Origin of the sequence: Actinoplanes sp. NPDC049598 (genome assembly GCF_040675435.1) — a bacterium.
Classification (GTDB): domain Bacteria; phylum Actinomycetota; class Actinomycetes; order Mycobacteriales; family Micromonosporaceae; genus Actinoplanes.
This window is the reverse complement of record NZ_JBFAOX010000011.1, coordinates 24,823-42,571: the sequence shown is the minus strand read 5'-3', so window position 1 is coordinate 42,571 and position 17,749 is coordinate 24,823. Positions and strand designations below refer to the sequence as shown.

The 17,749-nt window shown below is 71.1% G+C and carries 10 protein-coding genes; 8 read left to right on the top strand and 2 right to left on the bottom strand.

All coding sequences use genetic code 11. From position 1 onward, the window contains the following. Nucleotides 1-96: 96 nt before the first annotated feature. Nucleotides 97-2,007 carry a glycoside hydrolase family 13 protein gene (locus AB0J66_RS24780; protein WP_364664866.1) on the top strand — a complete coding sequence of 637 codons (1,911 nt, stop codon included), beginning with the start codon at nt 97-99 and terminating at the stop codon, nt 2,005-2,007. 10 nt (nt 2,008-2,017) lie between these two features. Continuing rightward, the gene (gene pulA / locus AB0J66_RS24775) at nt 2,018-7,414 is read left to right on the top strand and encodes a pullulanase-type alpha-1,6-glucosidase (protein ID WP_364664864.1); all 5,397 of its coding nucleotides are present in this window, start codon (nt 2,018-2,020) and stop codon (nt 7,412-7,414) included. Here the strand turns inward: pulA and AB0J66_RS24770 are convergent. Further along, nucleotides 7,371-9,719 carry an EAL domain-containing protein gene (locus tag AB0J66_RS24770; RefSeq protein WP_364664861.1) on the bottom strand — a complete coding sequence of 783 codons (2,349 nt, stop codon included), beginning with the start codon at nt 9,717-9,719 and terminating at the stop codon, nt 7,371-7,373. The two genes, pulA and AB0J66_RS24770, sit on opposite strands and share 44 nt — an antisense overlap. An 89-nt stretch (nt 9,720-9,808) precedes the next feature. Between AB0J66_RS24770 and AB0J66_RS24765 the strand changes: the two genes are divergently transcribed. From AB0J66_RS24765 to AB0J66_RS24740, 6 genes are all read left to right on the top strand, one after another. Beyond that, entirely contained in the window at nt 9,809-10,534 is a 726-nt protein-coding gene (locus AB0J66_RS24765; protein ID WP_364664860.1) for a histidine phosphatase family protein, read from the top strand. Next, the gene (locus AB0J66_RS24760) at nt 10,509-11,321 is read left to right on the top strand and encodes an NAD(P)H-hydrate dehydratase (RefSeq protein WP_364664858.1); all 813 of its coding nucleotides are present in this window, start codon (nt 10,509-10,511) and stop codon (nt 11,319-11,321) included. The genes AB0J66_RS24765 and AB0J66_RS24760 overlap by 26 nt, the downstream gene beginning before the upstream one ends. A 40-nt stretch (nt 11,322-11,361) precedes the next feature. Further along, nucleotides 11,362-11,775 carry a CBS domain-containing protein gene (locus AB0J66_RS24755; protein WP_364664855.1) on the top strand — a complete coding sequence of 138 codons (414 nt, stop codon included), beginning with the start codon at nt 11,362-11,364 and terminating at the stop codon, nt 11,773-11,775. A 119-nt stretch (nt 11,776-11,894) separates the two neighbouring features. After that, on the top strand, nt 11,895-12,245 hold the full coding sequence (locus AB0J66_RS24750; RefSeq protein WP_364664852.1) for a PadR family transcriptional regulator: 351 nt from the start codon (nt 11,895-11,897) through the stop codon (nt 12,243-12,245). Beyond that, complete coding sequence (locus tag AB0J66_RS24745; protein ID WP_364664849.1) at nt 12,242-13,219, top strand: permease prefix domain 1-containing protein; 978 nt, start codon at nt 12,242-12,244, stop codon at nt 13,217-13,219. The genes AB0J66_RS24750 and AB0J66_RS24745 overlap by 4 nt, the downstream gene beginning before the upstream one ends. Before the next feature lie 241 nt (nt 13,220-13,460). Next, the gene (locus tag AB0J66_RS24740) at nt 13,461-15,266 is read left to right on the top strand and encodes a RecQ family ATP-dependent DNA helicase (protein WP_364664846.1); all 1,806 of its coding nucleotides are present in this window, start codon (nt 13,461-13,463) and stop codon (nt 15,264-15,266) included. An 889-nt stretch (nt 15,267-16,155) separates the two neighbouring features. On the opposite strand, the gene AB0J66_RS24735 is transcribed toward AB0J66_RS24740, so the two are convergent. Continuing rightward, entirely contained in the window at nt 16,156-17,652 is a 1,497-nt protein-coding gene (locus AB0J66_RS24735) for an MFS transporter (protein WP_364664844.1), read from the bottom strand. Between the last annotated feature and the right edge of the window lie 97 nt (nt 17,653-17,749).

Genomic DNA, 17,749 nt, shown 5'->3' with positions numbered 1-17,749 from the left:
CGCGGCGTTCCGGCGGCGGTGCGGCGGCGGGCGCGCGGCATTCGGCCGGCGGGGCGGCGGCCGGCGCGGTGACGGGGTGAGCCGGGAGTGCGCGGTATGAGGCCGCACCACGACGGCAGTGAGCTCTATGTGAGCGACCCGGCGCCGGAGCTCGGTGACACGGTGAGCGTGTTCGTGCGGGTGCCGCGGGGCACGGGCGTGTCCCGGGTGCACATGAGGTGGGTCCGCGACGGTGAGCCGGTCTTCACGTCGGCGGTCGTCGACCGGCGCGACCCGGCCGGGGACACGTGGTGGCGGGCCGACCTGCCCGTGCACAACCCGGTCACCTACTACCGTTTCCTGCTCGGCACCACGCGCGGCATGCGATGGCTGACCGGGATGGGCCTGACCACGCACGACGTGCCCGACGCGACCGACTTCCGGCTGGTCGCCTACCCGGCGCCACCGTCCTGGGCGGCCGACGCCGTGGTGTACCAGATCTTCCCGGACCGTTTCGCCCGGTCACCCGCGGCCGACCACCGCGAGCTGCCCGACTGGGCCGTCCGCGCCGCCTGGAACGATCCAAGCGCCCGCAGGGCGTCCGGAGCCGGCTGGAACGATCCAAGCCCTACCAGCGCGTCTCAATCCGGCTGGAACGATCCAGGGAGGGGGAGCGGGAGCGGGGGCGGGAGCGGGAGCGGGAGCGGGAGCGGCTCGGTAGGGGTGCGGCCGGAGGCGCTACGGACGGTCTACGGCGGCGATCTGGACGGGATCGCCCGGCGACTTGAGCACGTCGCCGGGCTGGGAGCGAACACGATCTATCTGACGCCGTTCTTTCCCGCGCATTCCAACCACCGGTACGACGCGACCGCGTTCGACCGGGTCGATCCGCTGCTCGGCGGGGACCGGGCGCTCGAGCGGCTGTCGGCCGCGGCCCACGAGCGTGGGCTGCGGCTGCTCGGCGACCTGACCACCAACCACACGGGGGCCGGCCACGACTGGTTCCCGGCCGAGCGCGACCTCTACTACTTCCACGACGACGGCACGTACGAGTCCTGGCTGGGCGTGGCCGATCTGCCCAAGCTCAACTGGGGCAGCGCCGAGCTGAGGCGCCGGTTCCGCGGGATCGTCCAGCAGTGGCTTTCCGAGCCGTACGCGCTGGACGGCTGGCGGATCGACGTCGCCAACATGACCGCCCGGCACGGCGCGGACGACTGGACGCACGAGGTCGCCGCGTTGTTGCGGCAGGCGGTTCTCGACGTCCGCCCGGACGGGCTGCTGATCGCCGAGCACGCGCACGACGCCGGCGGTGACCTGGACCGTGACGGCTGGCACGGCACGATGAACTACTCGGGCTTCACCCGGCCCGTGTGGAGCTGGCTGCGCGCCGACGACCTGACGTTCGACGACTTCCTCGGCGTGCCCGAGCAGACGCCCCGGGCCGACGCGGCCTCGGTCGCCGCGACCATGTCGGCCTTCGCGGCCCAGATGTCCTGGCGGTCGTGGACGACCTCGTGGCAGCTGCTCGGCTCGCACGACACGGCCCGCATCCGTACGGTCGTCGGCTCCCGGGCCCGGCAGCACGTCGCCGCCGGTTTGTTGTTCACGCTGCCCGGCACGCCGATGGTCTTTGCGGGCGACGAGATCGGGCTGACCGGCGCCGACAACGAGCAGGCGCGCGGCCCGATGCCGTGGGACCGGCCGGACCGCTGGGACACCGCGACGCTCGCCTGCTACCGCGACCTGATCGCGTTGCGCCGGTCGTCGCCGGCGCTGCGCCGGGGCGGCCTGCGCTGGGCGCACGCTGACGGGGACAGCCTGATGTTCCTGCGCGAGAGCGCCGCCCAGAGCGTGCTCGTGCTGGCCCGCCGGGCGCCCGGGCCGCCGCTGCGGCTGACCGGTCTGCCGGCCGGCGCCACCTCCGAGAACCTTTACGGCGGCGCGGAGCCGCTGTACACCGAATCCGATGGTTCCACCGCTATCGATGGCTATGGCCCGACTGTCCAGGTCTGGTCCATCCGCAACTGAAGGGGACACAGTGGTCGCAAAGCGTCGGGGGCTGCTCGCCGCCGTACTCACGCTTCTGGCTCCGTTTCTGACAGCCACACCGGCGACAGCCGCTCCGGCCGACTCCTTGATCGCCCAGTGGGGCACCGACACGGTGAACCCGGGCGAGCAGTACTACTTCGTGCTGCCCGACCGTTTCGCCAACGGCTCCACCGCCAACGACAAGGGCGGGCTGACCGGCGACCGGCTCACCACCGGCCTCGACGTGACCGACAAGGGCTTCTACCACGGCGGCGACCTGGCCGGCGTGATCAGCAAACTCGACTACATCCAGGGGCTCGGCACCACCGCGATCTGGCTGGCCCCGGTCTTCAAGAACCGGCCCGTGCAGGGCAGCGGCGCCGACATCTCGGCCGGCTACCACGGTTACTGGATCACCGACTTCACCCAGGTCGACCCGCACTTCGGGACCAACGAGGAGCTGCGGAAGCTGGTCCGCCTGGCCCACCAGCGCGGCCTCAAGGTCTACCTGGACATCATCACCAACCACACGGCGGACGTGATCAAGTACGCCGAGGGAAACCCTCCAACCGCCCCGCCCGCCGCCCCAGATACGACTGAAGACAATCCCACTTACATAGACAAGGCCACTTCGCCGTACGAGGACTCGCAGGGCCGCCTCTTCGAGGACCGCAACTACGCCGACAGCCGGAACGGCTTCCCGCGCGTCTCGGCCGAGTCGTTCCCGTACACGCCGGTCATCGCCGCGAAAGATCGCAACGCCAAGGTCCCGGCCTGGCTGAACGACCCGACGATGTATCACAACCGCGGCAACTCGACGTTCGCCGGCGAGAACAGCGAGTACGGCGACTTCTACGGCCTGGACGACCTGTGGACCGAGCGGCCCGACGTGGTCCGCGGCCTCACCGACATCTACGCCTACTGGATCGGCTACGCGGGCATCGACGGCTACCGCCTCGACACGGTCAAGCACGTCAACCTGGATTTCTGGCCTCAGTTCAGCGCCGGAATCAAGAAGGCGGCGGGCAAGAAGGACTTCTTCATGTTCGGCGAGGTCTACAGCGCCGACCAGGAGATCGAGTCGGCCTATGTCCGCCAGGGCGGTCTGCCGGCCACGCTGGACTTCTCGTTCCAGGCCGCGGCCCAGGGCTTCGTCACCGGCCACGGCTCGGCCGAGGCGCTGTCCGACCTGTACGCCAAGGACGACCTCTACACCGCTCGCGACACCTCGGCCGCGGCCCTGCCGACGTTCCTCGGCAATCACGACATGGGCCGGATCGGCTCGTTCATCGCCGCGGCCGGCGGGGACGACGCCGGACAGTTGCGGCGTGACCAGCTCGCGCACGAGCTGATGTTCCTGACCCGGGGCCAGCCGGTGGTCTACTCGGGTGACGAGCAGGGCTTCACCGGCCCGGGCGGCGACAAGGACGCGCGGCAGGACCTGTTCGCCTCGAAGACCGCCGACTACCTGGACGACGACTTGATCGGCACCGATCGCACGCACGCGGTCGACAACTACAACACGGCCCACCCGCTCTACCGGACCATCGCTACGCTGGGGGCCCTGCGCAAGGCGCATCCCGCCCTCCGCGACGGCATTCAGGTCACCCGCTACGCGGCGGACGGCCCGGGCGTCTTCGCGGCGTCCCGAATCGATCAAACGCGACGCAATGAATACGTCATTGCCTCGAACAGTCAGACGGTTCCGCAGACGGTCACCTTCGACACGTGGTCGGCCGGCAAAACGTTCCGCGGTATCTACGGCACGAACGCGGTCACGAAGGCCGCGTCCGACGGCAAGCTCACGATCACCGTGCCGGCGCTGTCATCGGTGGCGCTGCGCGCGGACACCCCGATCGCGGTGCCGGCGGCCGCGCCGACCGTGAAGATCAGCGCGCCGGCGGCCGGCGCCCTGGTGCCGACCCGGACGGAGCTCACGGCCGAGACGACTGGCGACCCGCTGGCCACCGTCACATTCGCCGCGCAGGTGGGGGACGGGCCGTGGAAGCTGGTCGGTACGGCGACGCGGGCGCCCTACACCGTGCAGCACGACCTCACCGGGCTGGCCGGGGGCACGCCGGTGAAGTACAAGGCGGTGGTGCGCGACGGCAAGGGGCGGCTCGCCTCGGCGGCGAGCAGCATCAAGGTGGGCACGCCGGTCGTGGCGACCAGCCCGGACTACGCGATCGTGCACTACCAGCGGCCGGCCGGGGGCTATGACGACCAGGGGCTGTACGTGTTCGGGGACGTCGACCCGTCGATGACGACGACGTGGCCGGCCGGGCAACCGTTCGCGGGCGAGGACTCGTACGGCCACTTCGCCTTCGTGAAGTTGACTCCCAACGCCAAGAGCGTCGGTTTCATCGTGGTCGGCCAGGACGGGGTGAAGGACGTCGACGGGGACCGGTTCCTCGATCCGTCGGCGACGCCCGAGGTGTGGCTGAAGCAGGGCGACGCGACGATCTATCCGACGCGGCAGGCGGCGACCGGGCAGCCCGATCCGGTCCAGGACCCGAACACGGCGATCATCCACTACCGCCGGGCCGACGGGAACTACGACGGCTGGGGGCTGCACGTCTGGGACGGCGCGGCGAATCCGACCGACTGGGCGGCGCCGCTGCAGCCGGCCGGGACGGACGCGTTCGGGGTGTACTACCGCGTGCCGCTGGCGGCGGGAGGGACCGCGCTCAACTACCTCATCCACAACGGCGACACCAAGGACCTGCCGGACGATCAGCGGCTGACCTTCGCCGACGGTGGCCGCGAGATCTGGCTGCTCGGTGGCGTCTCGCCGCGGCTGCTGCCGGTTGTGAAGAAGGCGGGGGCCGGGGGAGTGATCGACCTGACCAAGTCGTCGGCGGTGTGGATCGACCGCTCGACGATCGCCTGGCGGCCGGGCGGCGACACCGACGGCAAGGTGTACGACCTGGTGTACGCGGCCGACGGCGTCGACCTGGCGTCATCGCCGTCCGTGCGGCTCTCGGCGCGGCGCGACGGGCTCACCGAGGCGCAGCGGACGAAGTTCCCGCACCTGTGGCAGTACGACGCGTTCCGGCTCCCGGCCGGGGTCGACGCCAAGGCGATCCTGCGGGGCCAGGTCGTGATCACCGAGCGGGACGCGGCCGGCAAGCTGCTCGCGGCGACGGGCGTGCAGACGGCCGGGGTGCTCGACGACGTCTATGCCGCCGCCACCACGGCGTCTCTCGGGCCGGTGGGCACCACGCTCTCGGTGTGGGCGCCGACCGCGCAGCAGGTCGCACTTCAGCTGTACGACACGGCGAACGCCGCGCCCAAAGCCGTGGCGATGACGCGCGACGACCGTACGGGCGTGTGGTCGGTTCGCGGTCCGGCGTCCTGGAAGGGCAAGTACTACAAGTACGCGGTGACGGCCTGGCAGCCCGCCGCTCAGAAAGTGGTAACGGCCGCGGTCACCGATCCGTACAGCCTGGGTCTCTCGACCGACTCCAAGCTCAGCCGGATCGTGGACCTTTCCCAGGACGCGCCGCCGGGCTGGTCCTCGCTGCGCAAGCCGGCCGCTGTGCCCTCGGCCAAGATCCAGATCGCCGAGCTGTCGGTGCGGGACTTCTCGATGGCCGATGCAACGGTGCCCCCGGCAGCGCGGGGGACATATCGGGCGTTCACCGATCCGTCGACCGCTGGCATGAAGCAGCTCTCATCGCTCGCGGCCAGTGGCGTCACGCACCTGCATCTGCTGCCGGTCTTCGATTTCGCGACCATTCCGGAGAACCGGGCCGACCAGAAGCAGCCGGCCTGCGATCTGGCCGCGCTGCCGCCGGACTCGCCGCAACAACAGGAATGCGTTGCGGCCGTGGCGGCGACCGACGGCTACAACTGGGGTTACGACCCGCTGCACTACACCGTGCCCGAGGGCGGCTATGCGGTCGACCCGGCGCAGCGGACGCGCGAGTTCAGGGAAATGGTCGGCGGCATCAACAAAGCCGGGCTGCGCGTGGTGATGGACGTCGTCTACAACCACACCTCGGCCGCCGGCACCGACCCGCATTCGGTGCTCGACCAGATCGTGCCCGGCTATTACCAGCGGCTGCTCGCCGACGGGACGGTGGCCAACTCGACCTGTTGCGCCAACACCGCGCCGGAGAACGCGATGATGGGCAAGCTCGTCGTCGATTCCGTCGTCACGTGGGCCAAGGCCTACAAGGTGGATGGTTTCCGGTTCGACCTGATGGGCCATCACCCGAAAGCGAACATCCTGGCCGTGCGGGCCGCCCTCGACAAGCTGACGCCCGCCAAGGACGGCGTCGACGGCAAGAAGATCTACGTGTACGGCGAGGGCTGGGACTTCGGCGAGGTCGCCGGGGACGCGCGCTTCGAGCAGGCGACCCAGGCCAACATGGCGGGTACGGGGATCGGGACGTTCAACGACCGGCTCCGTGACGCCGTCCGCGGTGGCGGGCCGTTCGACGCAAATCCGCGCGTGCAGGGTTTCGGCTCGGGGCTGTTGTCGGCGCCGAACGGGGACGCGGTCAATGCCGACGCGGCCACCCGCCTGCCGCATTATCAGGACCTGATCAAGGTGGGATTGAGCGGCAACCTCGCGTCGTACCGGTTCACCTCGTCGGCCGGGAAGACCGTCACCGGTGCACAGATCGACTACAACGGGTCGCCCGCGGGCTATACGGCGGCGCCGGGCGAGGCGATCACCTATGTCGACGCCCACGACAACGAGATTCTGTACGACGCGCTCGCCTACAAACTGCCGCAGAACACGTCGGCGCTCGACCGGGCCCGGCTGCAATCAGTGGCGCTTTCCACCACCGCTCTCGGGCAGGGTGTCGGCTTCTTCGCGCTCGGCAGCGAACGGCTGCGGTCGAAGTCGCTGGACCGGAACTCGTTCAACTCGGGCGACTGGTTCAACCAGATCATCTGGGATTGCTCGCAGGGCAACGGTTTCGGCCGCGGTCTGCCGCCGGCGGCCGACAACGAAGACAAGTGGCCGTACGCGAAGCCGCTGCTGGCCGACAAGGCGCTCGTGCCCGGGTGTGACGCCGTCAACCTGGCCGACGCGCGCTACAAGGAACTGCTGAAGATCAGGGGCTCGTCGCCCGTCTTCGGCCTGCCGACCGCCGCCGAGGTGCAGAAGCGACTGTCGTTCCCGCTTTCCGGCGCGGCCGAGACCCCGGGGGTCATCACGATGACTCTGGACGGACGGGGTCTCGACCGCCGATGGAAGTCGGTGACCGTCGTCTTCAACGGCACCTCGGCGGCTGCCACCCAGACCGTCCCGGCCCTGGCCGGTCAGGCGGTCTCGCTGCACCCCGTGCACCGCGGGTCGGCCGATCCACTGGTCCGTACCGCCGCCTTCACGAAGTCGACCGGGACCTTCACCGTCCCGGCGCGGACGACTGCGGTGTTCGTACAGAACTGAGGAACTGATCGGCCGGCGCCGGTACGCCCAGGTAGTAGCCCTGGGCGTACCGGCACTGCATCGCGGTGAGCAGCTCCAGCTGCTCGGCGGTCTCCACCCCCTCGGCCACCACGCGCAGGCCGAGGGTGTGCCCGAGCTGCAGGATCGCGCTGACCAGCTCCTGCTGGCGGGCGTTGCCGACCAGGCCGGTGATGAAGGAGCGGTCCATCTTGAGCACGTCGACCGGGATGTCACGCAGGTAGCCCAGCGACGAGTAGCCCGTGCCGAAGTCGTCGATCGCGATGCGCACGCCCAGCTCGCGCAACTCCTCGAGCCGGCCCACGGTGGCCGCGACGTTGCGCATCAGCACGGTCTCGGTCAGCTCCAGGATCAGGTTTCCCGGTGGCAGGCCGGTGCTGCTCAGGGCGTACGCCACCCGGTCGGTCAGATCCGCCACCTCGAGGTCGGCCGCCGACAGGTTGACGCTGACCCAGGCCGGCGCCGCGTCCGGGTCGTCGTCCTGCCATCGTTTGACCACGCGGCAGGCCTCGCCCAGCATCCACCGGTCGATCTCGGTGACCATGCCGGTCTCCTCGGCCATCGGGATGAACGATCCCGGCGGCTGCAGCCCGCGCTCGGGGTCGTTCCAGCGCACCAGCGCCTCCACGCCGCTGAGTCGGCGCCCGGGCAGCTCCACGACCGGCTGCAGATCGACCCGCAGCTCCCCGCGATGGACAGCGTCCCGCAGGCGCGCCTCGCTGTCGATGCGGTCGAGCAACTGCTCGTGCATGCGTGTCTCGAAGACCCGGTAGCAGGCCTTGCCCTCGGCCTTGGCCGCGTACATGGCCACGTCGGCGTTGCGCAGCACCTCGTCGGCGCCGCGGTAGCGGGCCGCGCCCGGGACGACGCCCACGCTCACACTGACGGTCGCCTCGCGGCCGTGCAGCAGCAGCGGGTTGCCCAGGGTCTCGATGCACGCCGTCGCGAGGCGCTCGGCCGTCCGCTGATCGGTGTTCTCCAGCAGGACGGCGAACTCGTCGCCGCCGAGCCGGGCCACGGTGTCGGCCGGGCGCAGAACGGCGGTCAGGCGCTCCGTCGCCGTCCGCAGAAGCAGGTCGCCCGCGTTGTGGCCGAGGCTGTCGTTGACCCGCTTGAAGCCGTCGAGGTCGAGATAGAGGACGGCGAGCTCGCCGTCGCGCGTCATCGCGTGCTCCAGCCGGTCCTGGAACAGCTTGCGGTTGGGCAGGCCGGTCAGCGCGTCGTGCAGGGCCTGGTGGCGCAGGTCGCGCTCGAGGCTGCGCTGCCGGCTGACGTCACGCAGCACGATCACCGAGCCGCCACCCTTGTTGATCGAGCTGATCGTGTAGGCGACCCGGACCGACGTGCCGTCCGGGCGCTGCAGGGTGGTCTCGCCGTCGGTGATCGGCAACAGCGCGTACGCGTCCTGATGCAACAGCCCCTCGACGCCGAGCCCGGTGATCCGGCCGGCCGCCTCGTTGGCGAAGGTGATCCGGTTGTACGAGTCCAGGCCGCAGATGCCCTCGCCCGCGTTGGCCAGGATGCTGTCGGTGTACTCCTTGGCCAGGATCTCGCGGGCCGAGCGTTCCAGGCGTACGGCCAGGTCGTTGAAGGCGCCGCCGAGCCGGGCGATCTCGTCCCGCCCGGTGTCGGCCACCCGCTGCACGTAATCGCCGTCCCGGATGCGCTCGACGGCCCGGGTCAGCCGCCCGATCCGGCGGGTGATCGACTCCCCGGTGAGCAGGCCGAGCACGAGGATCAGCCCGATCACGACCGCGCCCGCCATCATGATCAGCTGCTCGGTGTAGGCGGTGGCGGCGGTCATCTGCTCGTAGAGCGGCGTGTACTCCAGCACGACCGCGCCCAGGATGACGTCCTCGTCGCTGATGATCGGCACCACGACCTGCCGGATGCCGTCGGCCTCGGCGAACACCCGGGCCCGGTGGTCGGCGATGGTCCGCGCGATCTCGTCGCCCGGGTCGCCGGTGTAGGCCCGGCCCACGTTGGCCGGCTCGGCGTCGGCCAGGATCCTCCGGTCCCGGTCGACGACGGCGATGTCCCGGTCCTGGAGCTGGTGCAGCCGCGCGACGTAGGCGGCCAGCATCGCCGGCTGGTCGTAGAGCGGCGCCATCTCGGCCGTCAGCCCGAAGGAGATGTCCATGGCCACGCCCCGGGCCACCTGCTCGGCCTCGGCCACGGCGGCCTTACGGGTCGACTCGGCGCCCGCGTGCAGCACGAAGCCCACCATGGCGGCAACCAGCGCGGCCACCGCAAGGAAGCACCCTTGCAGCTTCTGCCGAACGTTCATCGCCCTTCTGTTCGGCGATGATCGTCCCGAAGTGAGCGGTTTCCCGCGCCCGGTGATTACCCGGCCGGAGCCCGGGTAACGGGGGCGGCATGAAGGAGCTCCAGTGGCTCGCCGTGGTCCGGCACGGCCAGAGCACCGGCAACGTCACCGCGCAGGCGGCCGAGGAGGGCGGCGCAGAGGTCATCGAGATCCCGGAACGCGACGCCGACGTGCCCCTGTCCGACCTCGGCCGCGAGCAGGCGCAGGCGGTCGGCGAGCATCTGAGCGCCGATCCGCCGGACGTCGCGGTCGTGTCCCCGTACCTCCGGACCCGGCAGACCGCCGAGCTGGCCCTGGGCGACCGGGGTGTGCCGTTGATCGTGGACGAGCGGCTGCGCGACCGCGAGCTGGGTGTGCTCGACCTGCTGACCGGGCGGGGCGTGCAGGCGCGGTTGCCGGACGAGGCGAAGCGGCGCAGCCGGCTGGGCAAGTTCTACTACCGGCCACCGGGCGGCGAGTCGTGGGCCGACGTGCTGCTGCGGCTGCGGTCGCTGCTGCGTGAGCTGCGGGAGGACTACCCGGACGGCCGGGTCGTGCTCTTCGCCCACGAGGCGACCGTGCTGCTGGTCCGCTATCTGGCCGAGCGGCTCGACGAGCCCGAGCTGATGGCGATCGCGCACCGCACGGCGATCGCGAACTGCTCGATCAGCAGCTGGCGGCGTGACGGCGACCTGTTCGTGCCCGAGGCGTTCAACGCCGTCGACCACCTGCACCGCCAGGGGACGACGCCGACCAAGCAGGAGGACGTGAATGCCTCAGCAAGTGATCACCCCTAAGCTGCTGCGCGAGTGGGCCCTGCCCGACCCGCAGGGCGGCAAGGAGTCCCGCGGCACCGTGCTGGTCGTCGGCGGCTCCAAGTTCACCCCCGGCGCGGTGCTGCTGGCCGGGGTGGCCGCGCTGCGCGCCGGGGCCGGCCGGCTGCAGCTGGCGGTGGCCGAGGAGACGACCATCGCCCTGAGCATCGCGGTGCCCGAGGCCAAGGTGGTCGGCCTGCCCGGCACCGACCTGGCCCCGGACGCGGACGTGATCGCGCTCGGTCCCGGTCTCGACGACATCGACGAGACGACGAAGCTGATGCGCGAGGTGCTGGGGGCGGCCGGTCCGGAGGCCGGGGTGGTGCTCGACGCGTACGCCCTCGGCGCCCTCAGCAAGGACGCCGGGCTGTTGCCCGCGCCCGAACGGGCGGTCCTGACGCCGAACATGGTCGAGGCCGAGCATCTGCTGGGCCGTTCGCCGGGCGACGACCCGGCAGCCGCGGCGGTCGAGCTCGCCTCGACCTACGGCGCCGTCGTCTCGCTCTACGGCCACATCGCGGCCCCGGACGGCCGGACCTGGGTGGAGGAGAGCGGCGACGTCGGCCTCGGCACCTCGGGCAGCGGCGACGCCCGGGCCGGGATCGTGGCCGGCCTGCTGGCCCGGGGCGCGGAGCCGGCTCAGGCGGCGTGCTGGGCCGCGTACGTCCACTCGGTGAGCGGGCAGCGGCTGGGCCCGCGCTACGGCCGGACCGGCTTCCTGGCCCGCGAGCTCGTCGACGAGGTGGCCGCGACGATTGGGACGGTCTGAGGCGGGTACGCCTGTTCCCAACCGAATGGGAGGAACCCCCATGACCACCGCACGCGACATCATGACCCCCGACGTGACCTGTGTGGGTGAGAAGGAGACGCTGGCCGACGCGGCCAAGAAGATGGCCGACCTGGGTGTCGGCTCGCTGCCCATCTGCGGCGAGGACAACCGCCTCAAGGGCGTGGTGACCGACCGCGACATCGTCGTGAAGGCCGTGGCCAAGGGCCGCAACCCGGCCGAGGTCACGGCCGGTGAGCTCGGCGAGGGCAAGCCGGTCACGATCGGCGCCGACGACGACGCGGCCGACATCCTGCGCACGATGGCCCAGCACAAGGTCCGCCGGCTGCCCGTCATCGACGGCCACCAGCTGATCGGCATCGTGGCCGTGGCCGATGTGGCCCGCGCCCTGCCCGACCGTCCGGTCGGCGACCTGATCGACGCCATCAGCGAGTAGCCCCGCTTCTCCCGAAGCGCCCCGTCATCCGGCGGGGCGCTTCTTTGTGCGCACTGATGTGCCCAGCACTTTGGTGTAGTGGGTTGCCATAGTGTGTGAGGCACAGTATTGTTTTCGACATGACAACGGACGCGACGCTAGCCACTCACCTGCAGGAGCTGCGCAGGGGAACGGTCGTCGTCGCCAGCCTCATGGTTCTTCGCGCGCCGGGGTACGGCTACTCGCTGCTCGAGACGCTGAGTGAGGCCGGCTTCGACGTCGAGGCCAACACGCTCTACCCGCTGCTGCGCCGGCTCGAGTCCCAGGGCCTGCTGGTCAGCGAGTGGAACACCGACGAGGCCCGGCCCCGCAAGTTCTACCGGACCACCGAACTCGGCGACACCGTCGCCAACACCCTGCGCGGCGAGTGGAAGCGACTCGACGGCGCCATCACCGACCTCTCCTTCACCCACCCCGGGAGCGACAAATGACCAGCCTCGTCGACCGCTACGTCTACACCGCCCTGCGCCGCATCCCCGAGCAGCAGCGCTCCGACATCGACCGCGAGCTGCGCGCCTCCATCGACGACGCGGTCGACGCCCGCGTCGAGTCCGGCGAGCCCCTCGACACCGCCGTCGAGAACGCGCTGCTCGAGCTGGGCGACCCCGACAAGCTCGCCGACAGTTACGCCGACAGACCCAACTTCCTGATAGGCCCGGAGCTGTACGGGGTGTGGCGCCGCTTCATGCTGATGCTGTTCACCACGGTCCTGCCGATCGTGGTCGTGGCCACCAGCATCGGCGGCTTCTTCGCCGACGACGTCAACATCGGCGCCATCATCGGCAACGCGATCGGCACGGCCCTGACCGTCGGCGTCCACCTGGCGTTCTGGACCACCGCCACCTTCGCCGTCATCGAACGCACCGGCCTCGGCCGCGACGAGCTCCGCGGCGGCCCCTGGACCCCGAAGGACCTGCCGAAGTACGAGCCCCGCGCGGTCTCGCTGGGCCAGGTGGTGACGTACGTGGTGTGGCCGGTCATCCTGATCGCCGCCATCATCCTGCAGCGCTTCACCTTCACCGACGTCCCGGTCCTCGACCCCGGCGGCTGGTCCTTCTGGTGGCCGCTGGTCATCGCCCTGATCGCCCTGAAAGCTCTGTGGGCGGTCTGGCTCTACCGCACCGGCTGGACCCGGCCGGTCCTGATCGTCAACGCGCTCATCGCCGTCGCCGTCGGCGCCGTCACCACCTACCTGCTGGCCTCCGACAACTTCTTCAACCCCGCCTTCGACTGGATCACCGACAACAACACCGACCTCCTCGACTGGATCACCCCCGCCGTCATCGTCGCCACGATCGCCGGCACCCTCTGGGACATCCTGGAGACGACGATCCGGGGCGAGCGGGCCCGCCGAGGCCTCCCCACGAAGGTCCCCGGCTCCGGCAACACCTACAAGTTCGGCTGACCTCTTCCTCAACACGACGCGCCCCACGGCTTCCCGCCGCGGGGCGCCGTCGCGTCTACCGGACGCCCGCCGCGGGGCGCCGTCGCGTCTACCGGACGCCCGCCCGGTCGCGCCGCCGGCCCAGCACCGCCGCCCGCGGAGCCGGCCGCCAATGCGGCGGCACCGACCAGGCCGCCAACCGCTCCACCTCCGCCGGGCGCACGAGGCGGAGTGGCGGCTTCCGCGGGTAGCATACGGGTGCGTGGACAAGCTTGATCGGATCGCCCGGGATGTGCTGGGGATCAGTTTGCGGCCGGCGCAGCGGCGGGCGCTCGAGGCGCTGACCGGGCGCGGGGACACGCTGGCCGTGTTGCCGACCGGCAGTGGGAAGAGTGCGATCTACCAGGTGGGCGGGCTCGCCCTGGGTGGGCTGACGGTGGTGGTGTCGCCGCTCATCGCGCTGCAGCGGGATCAGCTCAGGTCGATGACAGAGCGGGAGGCCGTACGGGCCGTGATGCTCAACTCCTCGCAGCATCACGCCGATCGGGGCCACGCGCTCAGCGAGCTGGCCGGTGGGCGGGTCGACTTCGTGATGCTGGGGCCGGAGCAGCTGGCCAACGCGGAGACGATGGCGGCGATCTCGGGCAGCCCGCGGCCGGTCACGCTGGTCGCGGTGGACGAGGCGCACCTGGTCAGCGAGTGGGGGCACGACTTCCGGCCGGAGTACCTGCGGCTGGCCGACGTGGTCGAGGCGGCCGGGAAGCCGCCGGTGCTGGCGCTCACGGCCACCGCGGCCCCGCCGGTGCAGGCCGACATCACGCGCCAGCTGCGGATGCGCGACCCGCAGGTGATCGTCGCCGACTTCGACCGGCCGAACATCTCGCTGGCCGTGCGGCGGGCCCGGCACGATCTGCCGGAGGCCCAGGCGATCGACGACCGTACGGTCGAAGTGGTCCTCGCCCATGAAGGACCGGCGCTGGTCTACGCGCTCAGCCACGCCCGCTGCGAGAGCCTGGCCGAACGGTTGCGCCTCGACGCGTACAAGGCCGAGCCCTATCACGCCGGCCTGCCGGCGGCCCGCCGCAGCGAGATCCAGGACGCGTTCTTCGCCGGCCGCCTCGACGTGGTGGTGGCGACCAGCGCTTTCGGCATGGGCATCGACAAACCGGATGTACGCACGGTGGTCCACGCCGGCGTTCCCGGCAGCCTCGACGAGTACTACCAGGAGATCGGGCGGGCCGGCCGGGACGGCCGGCCGGCGAGCGCGGTGCTGGTGTACGACCCCCGGACCATCCGGATCCCACGCCTGCTGGCCGCCCGCTCCCGCATGGGCGGCGCCACAGTGCATGCGGTGATCGACGCGATCGAGTCGGCCACCCGCCGGGTCACCGTCAAGGAGCTGGCCGAGACGGCGCAGGTCGGCCACGCCGCCGCCGAACGCGTGGTCGACGAACTCCTGGAGCTGGGCCTGCTCCACCCCGACGGCAACGACGCCGTCCTCGCGGCCCCGATGGGCGACGCTCTCAAACAGGTCACCGCCGCCGGCAACCGCCGCCAGGCCATCCTGCGCTCCCGCATCGAAGCGGCCCGCGGCTACGCCGAGACGACCCACTGCCGCCGCGCCGAGCTGCTCGGCTACTTCGGCGAGCACTACGACCCACCCTGCCACGCCTGCGACAACGACACCCACACCGCCCGCGCCGCCGCCGACACGTCCGCCGTCCGCGCCGCCGCCGACACGTCCGCCGCCGACACGTCCGCCGCCCGCGCCGCCGCCGACACGTCCGCCGCCCGCGCCGCCGCCGCCGTCGACACCCACACCGACCGCGCCGCCGTCAGCGGGCGCGCCGGCTATGGCGCGGTCGGCGGGCGCGCCGGCCGGGGCGCCGTCGGCGAGCAAACCGCGCCGGCGGAGCAGGCCGGGGGACAGCGCGTCCGGCACCGCCTGTGGGGACCCGGCACCCTGCTGAACCGGGACGATCACGAACTGGTCATCGCGTTCGACTCCGTCGGCTACCGGCACCTGACCGCCGCCGCCCTGACCAACGGCCTCCTGACCGCGGAGTAGCCCAAGCCCACACCCGGCGCGGGGAGGGCGCGGTTACCAGCGAGGAGACATCTCAGGCCGTGGAGGGCCAGGTTTGGCGCGGATGAGCCGCGGGAAATTTCGGGCTGTCGACGGGCCGGCTTTGCGCGGGTGAGGCCACTGCGACATATCGGGCTGTGGATGGGCTGGCTCAGCGCGGCTAAGGTCGCCGGAACATTTCGGACTGAGGATGGGACCGGCTTGGGCTGGTGAGGTCGGCGGAACATTTCGGGCTGAGGACGGCCCCGGCTTGGCGCCGGCAGAGCCATCAGGACATTTCGGCTGCGGGTGGGCTGACCTTGCGCGAGTGAAGTCGCCAGGACATTCCGGCTGCGGATGCGCTGGACTTGCGCGGGCGAAGTCGCCGGGACATTTCGGGCGGTGGCGGGAGCGGTTCGCGCGCGTGCGAAGCCATCGGGACATTTTGTGCTGTGGATGGGCCGGTTCGCGCGGGGTTAGCTACCAGGACACTTCGAGCTGTGGATGGAGTGACCTTGCGCGGGTGAGGCCGCCGGAAATATCGGGCTGTGGAAGGGCGGGGCCGGGCCTCATCGAAGCCGGGGATCCCGGCTTCGATGGGGCACTTGCGGCGAGCGGAGATGTCCGGCTGGGCGCCTGTGGCGGTGGTCGCGGGTTGACGGGACATTTCGGGCTGGGCCGCTTGTGGGCGAGCGGAGATGTCCGGCTGGGGGTACTTGCGGCGGTGGTTGCGGGCTGGCGGGACATTTCGGGCTGTGGAGGGTGACTGGGCGATCCGGTTCCGGAAGGTGGATTCCCGAAGGACGGCCGGGGCGGGAAAGGTGCGGCCGTCGGGCGCGGCGCGGGGAGGCGGCGCGCCCGACGGCGGGCAGTGAAGCGGGGAGGGGTGGCGTCAGACCATGGCCGGGGTGCCGGGGGTGGAGGCGACCTCGTCCCGGCCCGCTCGGATCAGGGTGAAGGCGATGACGGCGGCCAGGGCGATCAGGCCGGCGCTCCACCAGAAGGCGACCGTGTAGCTGTGGACGGTCGCGGTGGCGGTGAGGGACGCGGCGTTGGTGGCTGAGGCCTGGTGGTCGGCGATGTAGGCGGCCACGGCCGAGGTGAAGATGGTGTTCAGCAGGGCGGTGCCCAGCGAGCCGCCGATCTGCTGGGTGGTGTTGATCAGGGCGCTGGCCACGCCGGCGTCGTGGTCGGCCACGCCGACCAGGGCGGTGTTGGACATCGGGCCGAAGGTGATGCCCAGGCCCAGGCTGAGGACCAGCTCGGCCGGGAAGACGTGGGTCCAGAAGCTCGTGTCGACGCCGATCTGGGTCAGCAGGACCATGCCGATCGTGGCCAGGATCAGGCCGGCCACCATCAGCACGCGCGGGCCGAGCCGGGTCTGCACCTGGGCCGAGATGCCAGCGCCGACGATGATGCCGACGGTGAACGGCAGGAACGCCACACCGGACATGAGGGCCGAGTAGCCGAGCGTGATCTGCAGGTAGAACGTCAGGAACAGGAACATGCCGAACAGGCCGGCGCCGATCAGCAGGGCCGTCAGGAACGATCCGCCGCGGTTGCGGTCGAGGATCACGCGCATCGGCAGCAGCGGGTGCGACGAGCGGAGCTCGATGAGGACGAACGCGACGAGCAGCACCACGGCGGCGACGAGGAAGCCGATCGTGGTCGCCGAGTCCCAGCCGTCCTCGGCCGCCTTGGTGAAGCCGTAGACCAGGGCGACCAGGCCGGCGGTGGAGGTGAGGGCGCCGGGCAGGTCGTAGCGGGTGTTGCCCTCGGCTCGGCTCTCGCCGACGAAGCGGACCGCGGCCACGGCGGCGATGATGGCGATCGGGGTGCTGACGAGCAGCGTCCAGCGCCAGGAGGCGTACTCCGTCAGCAGACCACCCAGGAGCAAGCCGACCGCTCCGCCGCCACCCGCGATGGCCCCGTAGACGCCGAAGGCGCGAGCCCGCTCCTTCGGCTCGGTGAAGGTGACTGTGAGCAGCGACAGCGCTGCCGGGGCCATCAGCGCGCCGAACGCACCCTGCAGGGCGCGGGCCGAGAACAGCATGAAGGCGTTGGTGGCGAGGCCGCCGAGCGCGGAGGCGGCGGCGAAGCCGAGCAGACCGATGATGAAGGCCCGCTTGCGGCCGGTGAAGTCGGCGATGCGGCCGCCCAGCAGGAGCAGGCCGCCGAAGGCCAGGGTGTACGCGGTGATCATCCACTGCCGGTCGGCGTCGCTGATGTCCAGCGCCTTCTGGGCCGTCGGGAGGGCGATGTTCACGATCGTGGCGTCGAGCACGATGAGCAGCTGCGAGACCGCGATGACGGCCAGCGCCAGCCATCGGGATCGTGATTTAGGCGATATATCCGGCGAGCGGTGAGTGTCGGAGGTCGTGATGGACATGAGAGTCCCCTTTCAGGGCACGCGGAGATCCGCCCAGGCGGTGAGTGCGAGGGCGCTGAGAGGTGAAGTCGATGCGGCGACAGCGGGCCGAGGGCTC

What these genes read in the sequence shown, in the direction of transcription:
- AB0J66_RS24750 (WP_364664852.1), top strand. Translation starts at nt 11,895, where the DNA reads ATGACAACGGACGCGACGCTAGCCACTCACCTGCAGGAGCTGCGCAGG.
- AB0J66_RS24770 (WP_364664861.1), bottom strand. Translation starts at nt 9,719, where the DNA reads ATGAACGTTCGGCAGAAGCTGCAAGGGTGCTTCCTTGCGGTGGCCGCG.
- AB0J66_RS24755 (WP_364664855.1), top strand. Translation starts at nt 11,362, where the DNA reads ATGACCACCGCACGCGACATCATGACCCCCGACGTGACCTGTGTGGGT.
- AB0J66_RS24780 (WP_364664866.1), top strand. Translation starts at nt 97, where the DNA reads ATGAGGCCGCACCACGACGGCAGTGAGCTCTATGTGAGCGACCCGGCG.
- AB0J66_RS24760 (WP_364664858.1), top strand. Translation starts at nt 10,509, where the DNA reads ATGCCTCAGCAAGTGATCACCCCTAAGCTGCTGCGCGAGTGGGCCCTG.
- AB0J66_RS24735 (WP_364664844.1), bottom strand. Translation starts at nt 17,652, where the DNA reads ATGTCCATCACGACCTCCGACACTCACCGCTCGCCGGATATATCGCCT.
- AB0J66_RS24745 (WP_364664849.1), top strand. Translation starts at nt 12,242, where the DNA reads ATGACCAGCCTCGTCGACCGCTACGTCTACACCGCCCTGCGCCGCATC.
- AB0J66_RS24765 (WP_364664860.1), top strand. Translation starts at nt 9,809, where the DNA reads ATGAAGGAGCTCCAGTGGCTCGCCGTGGTCCGGCACGGCCAGAGCACC.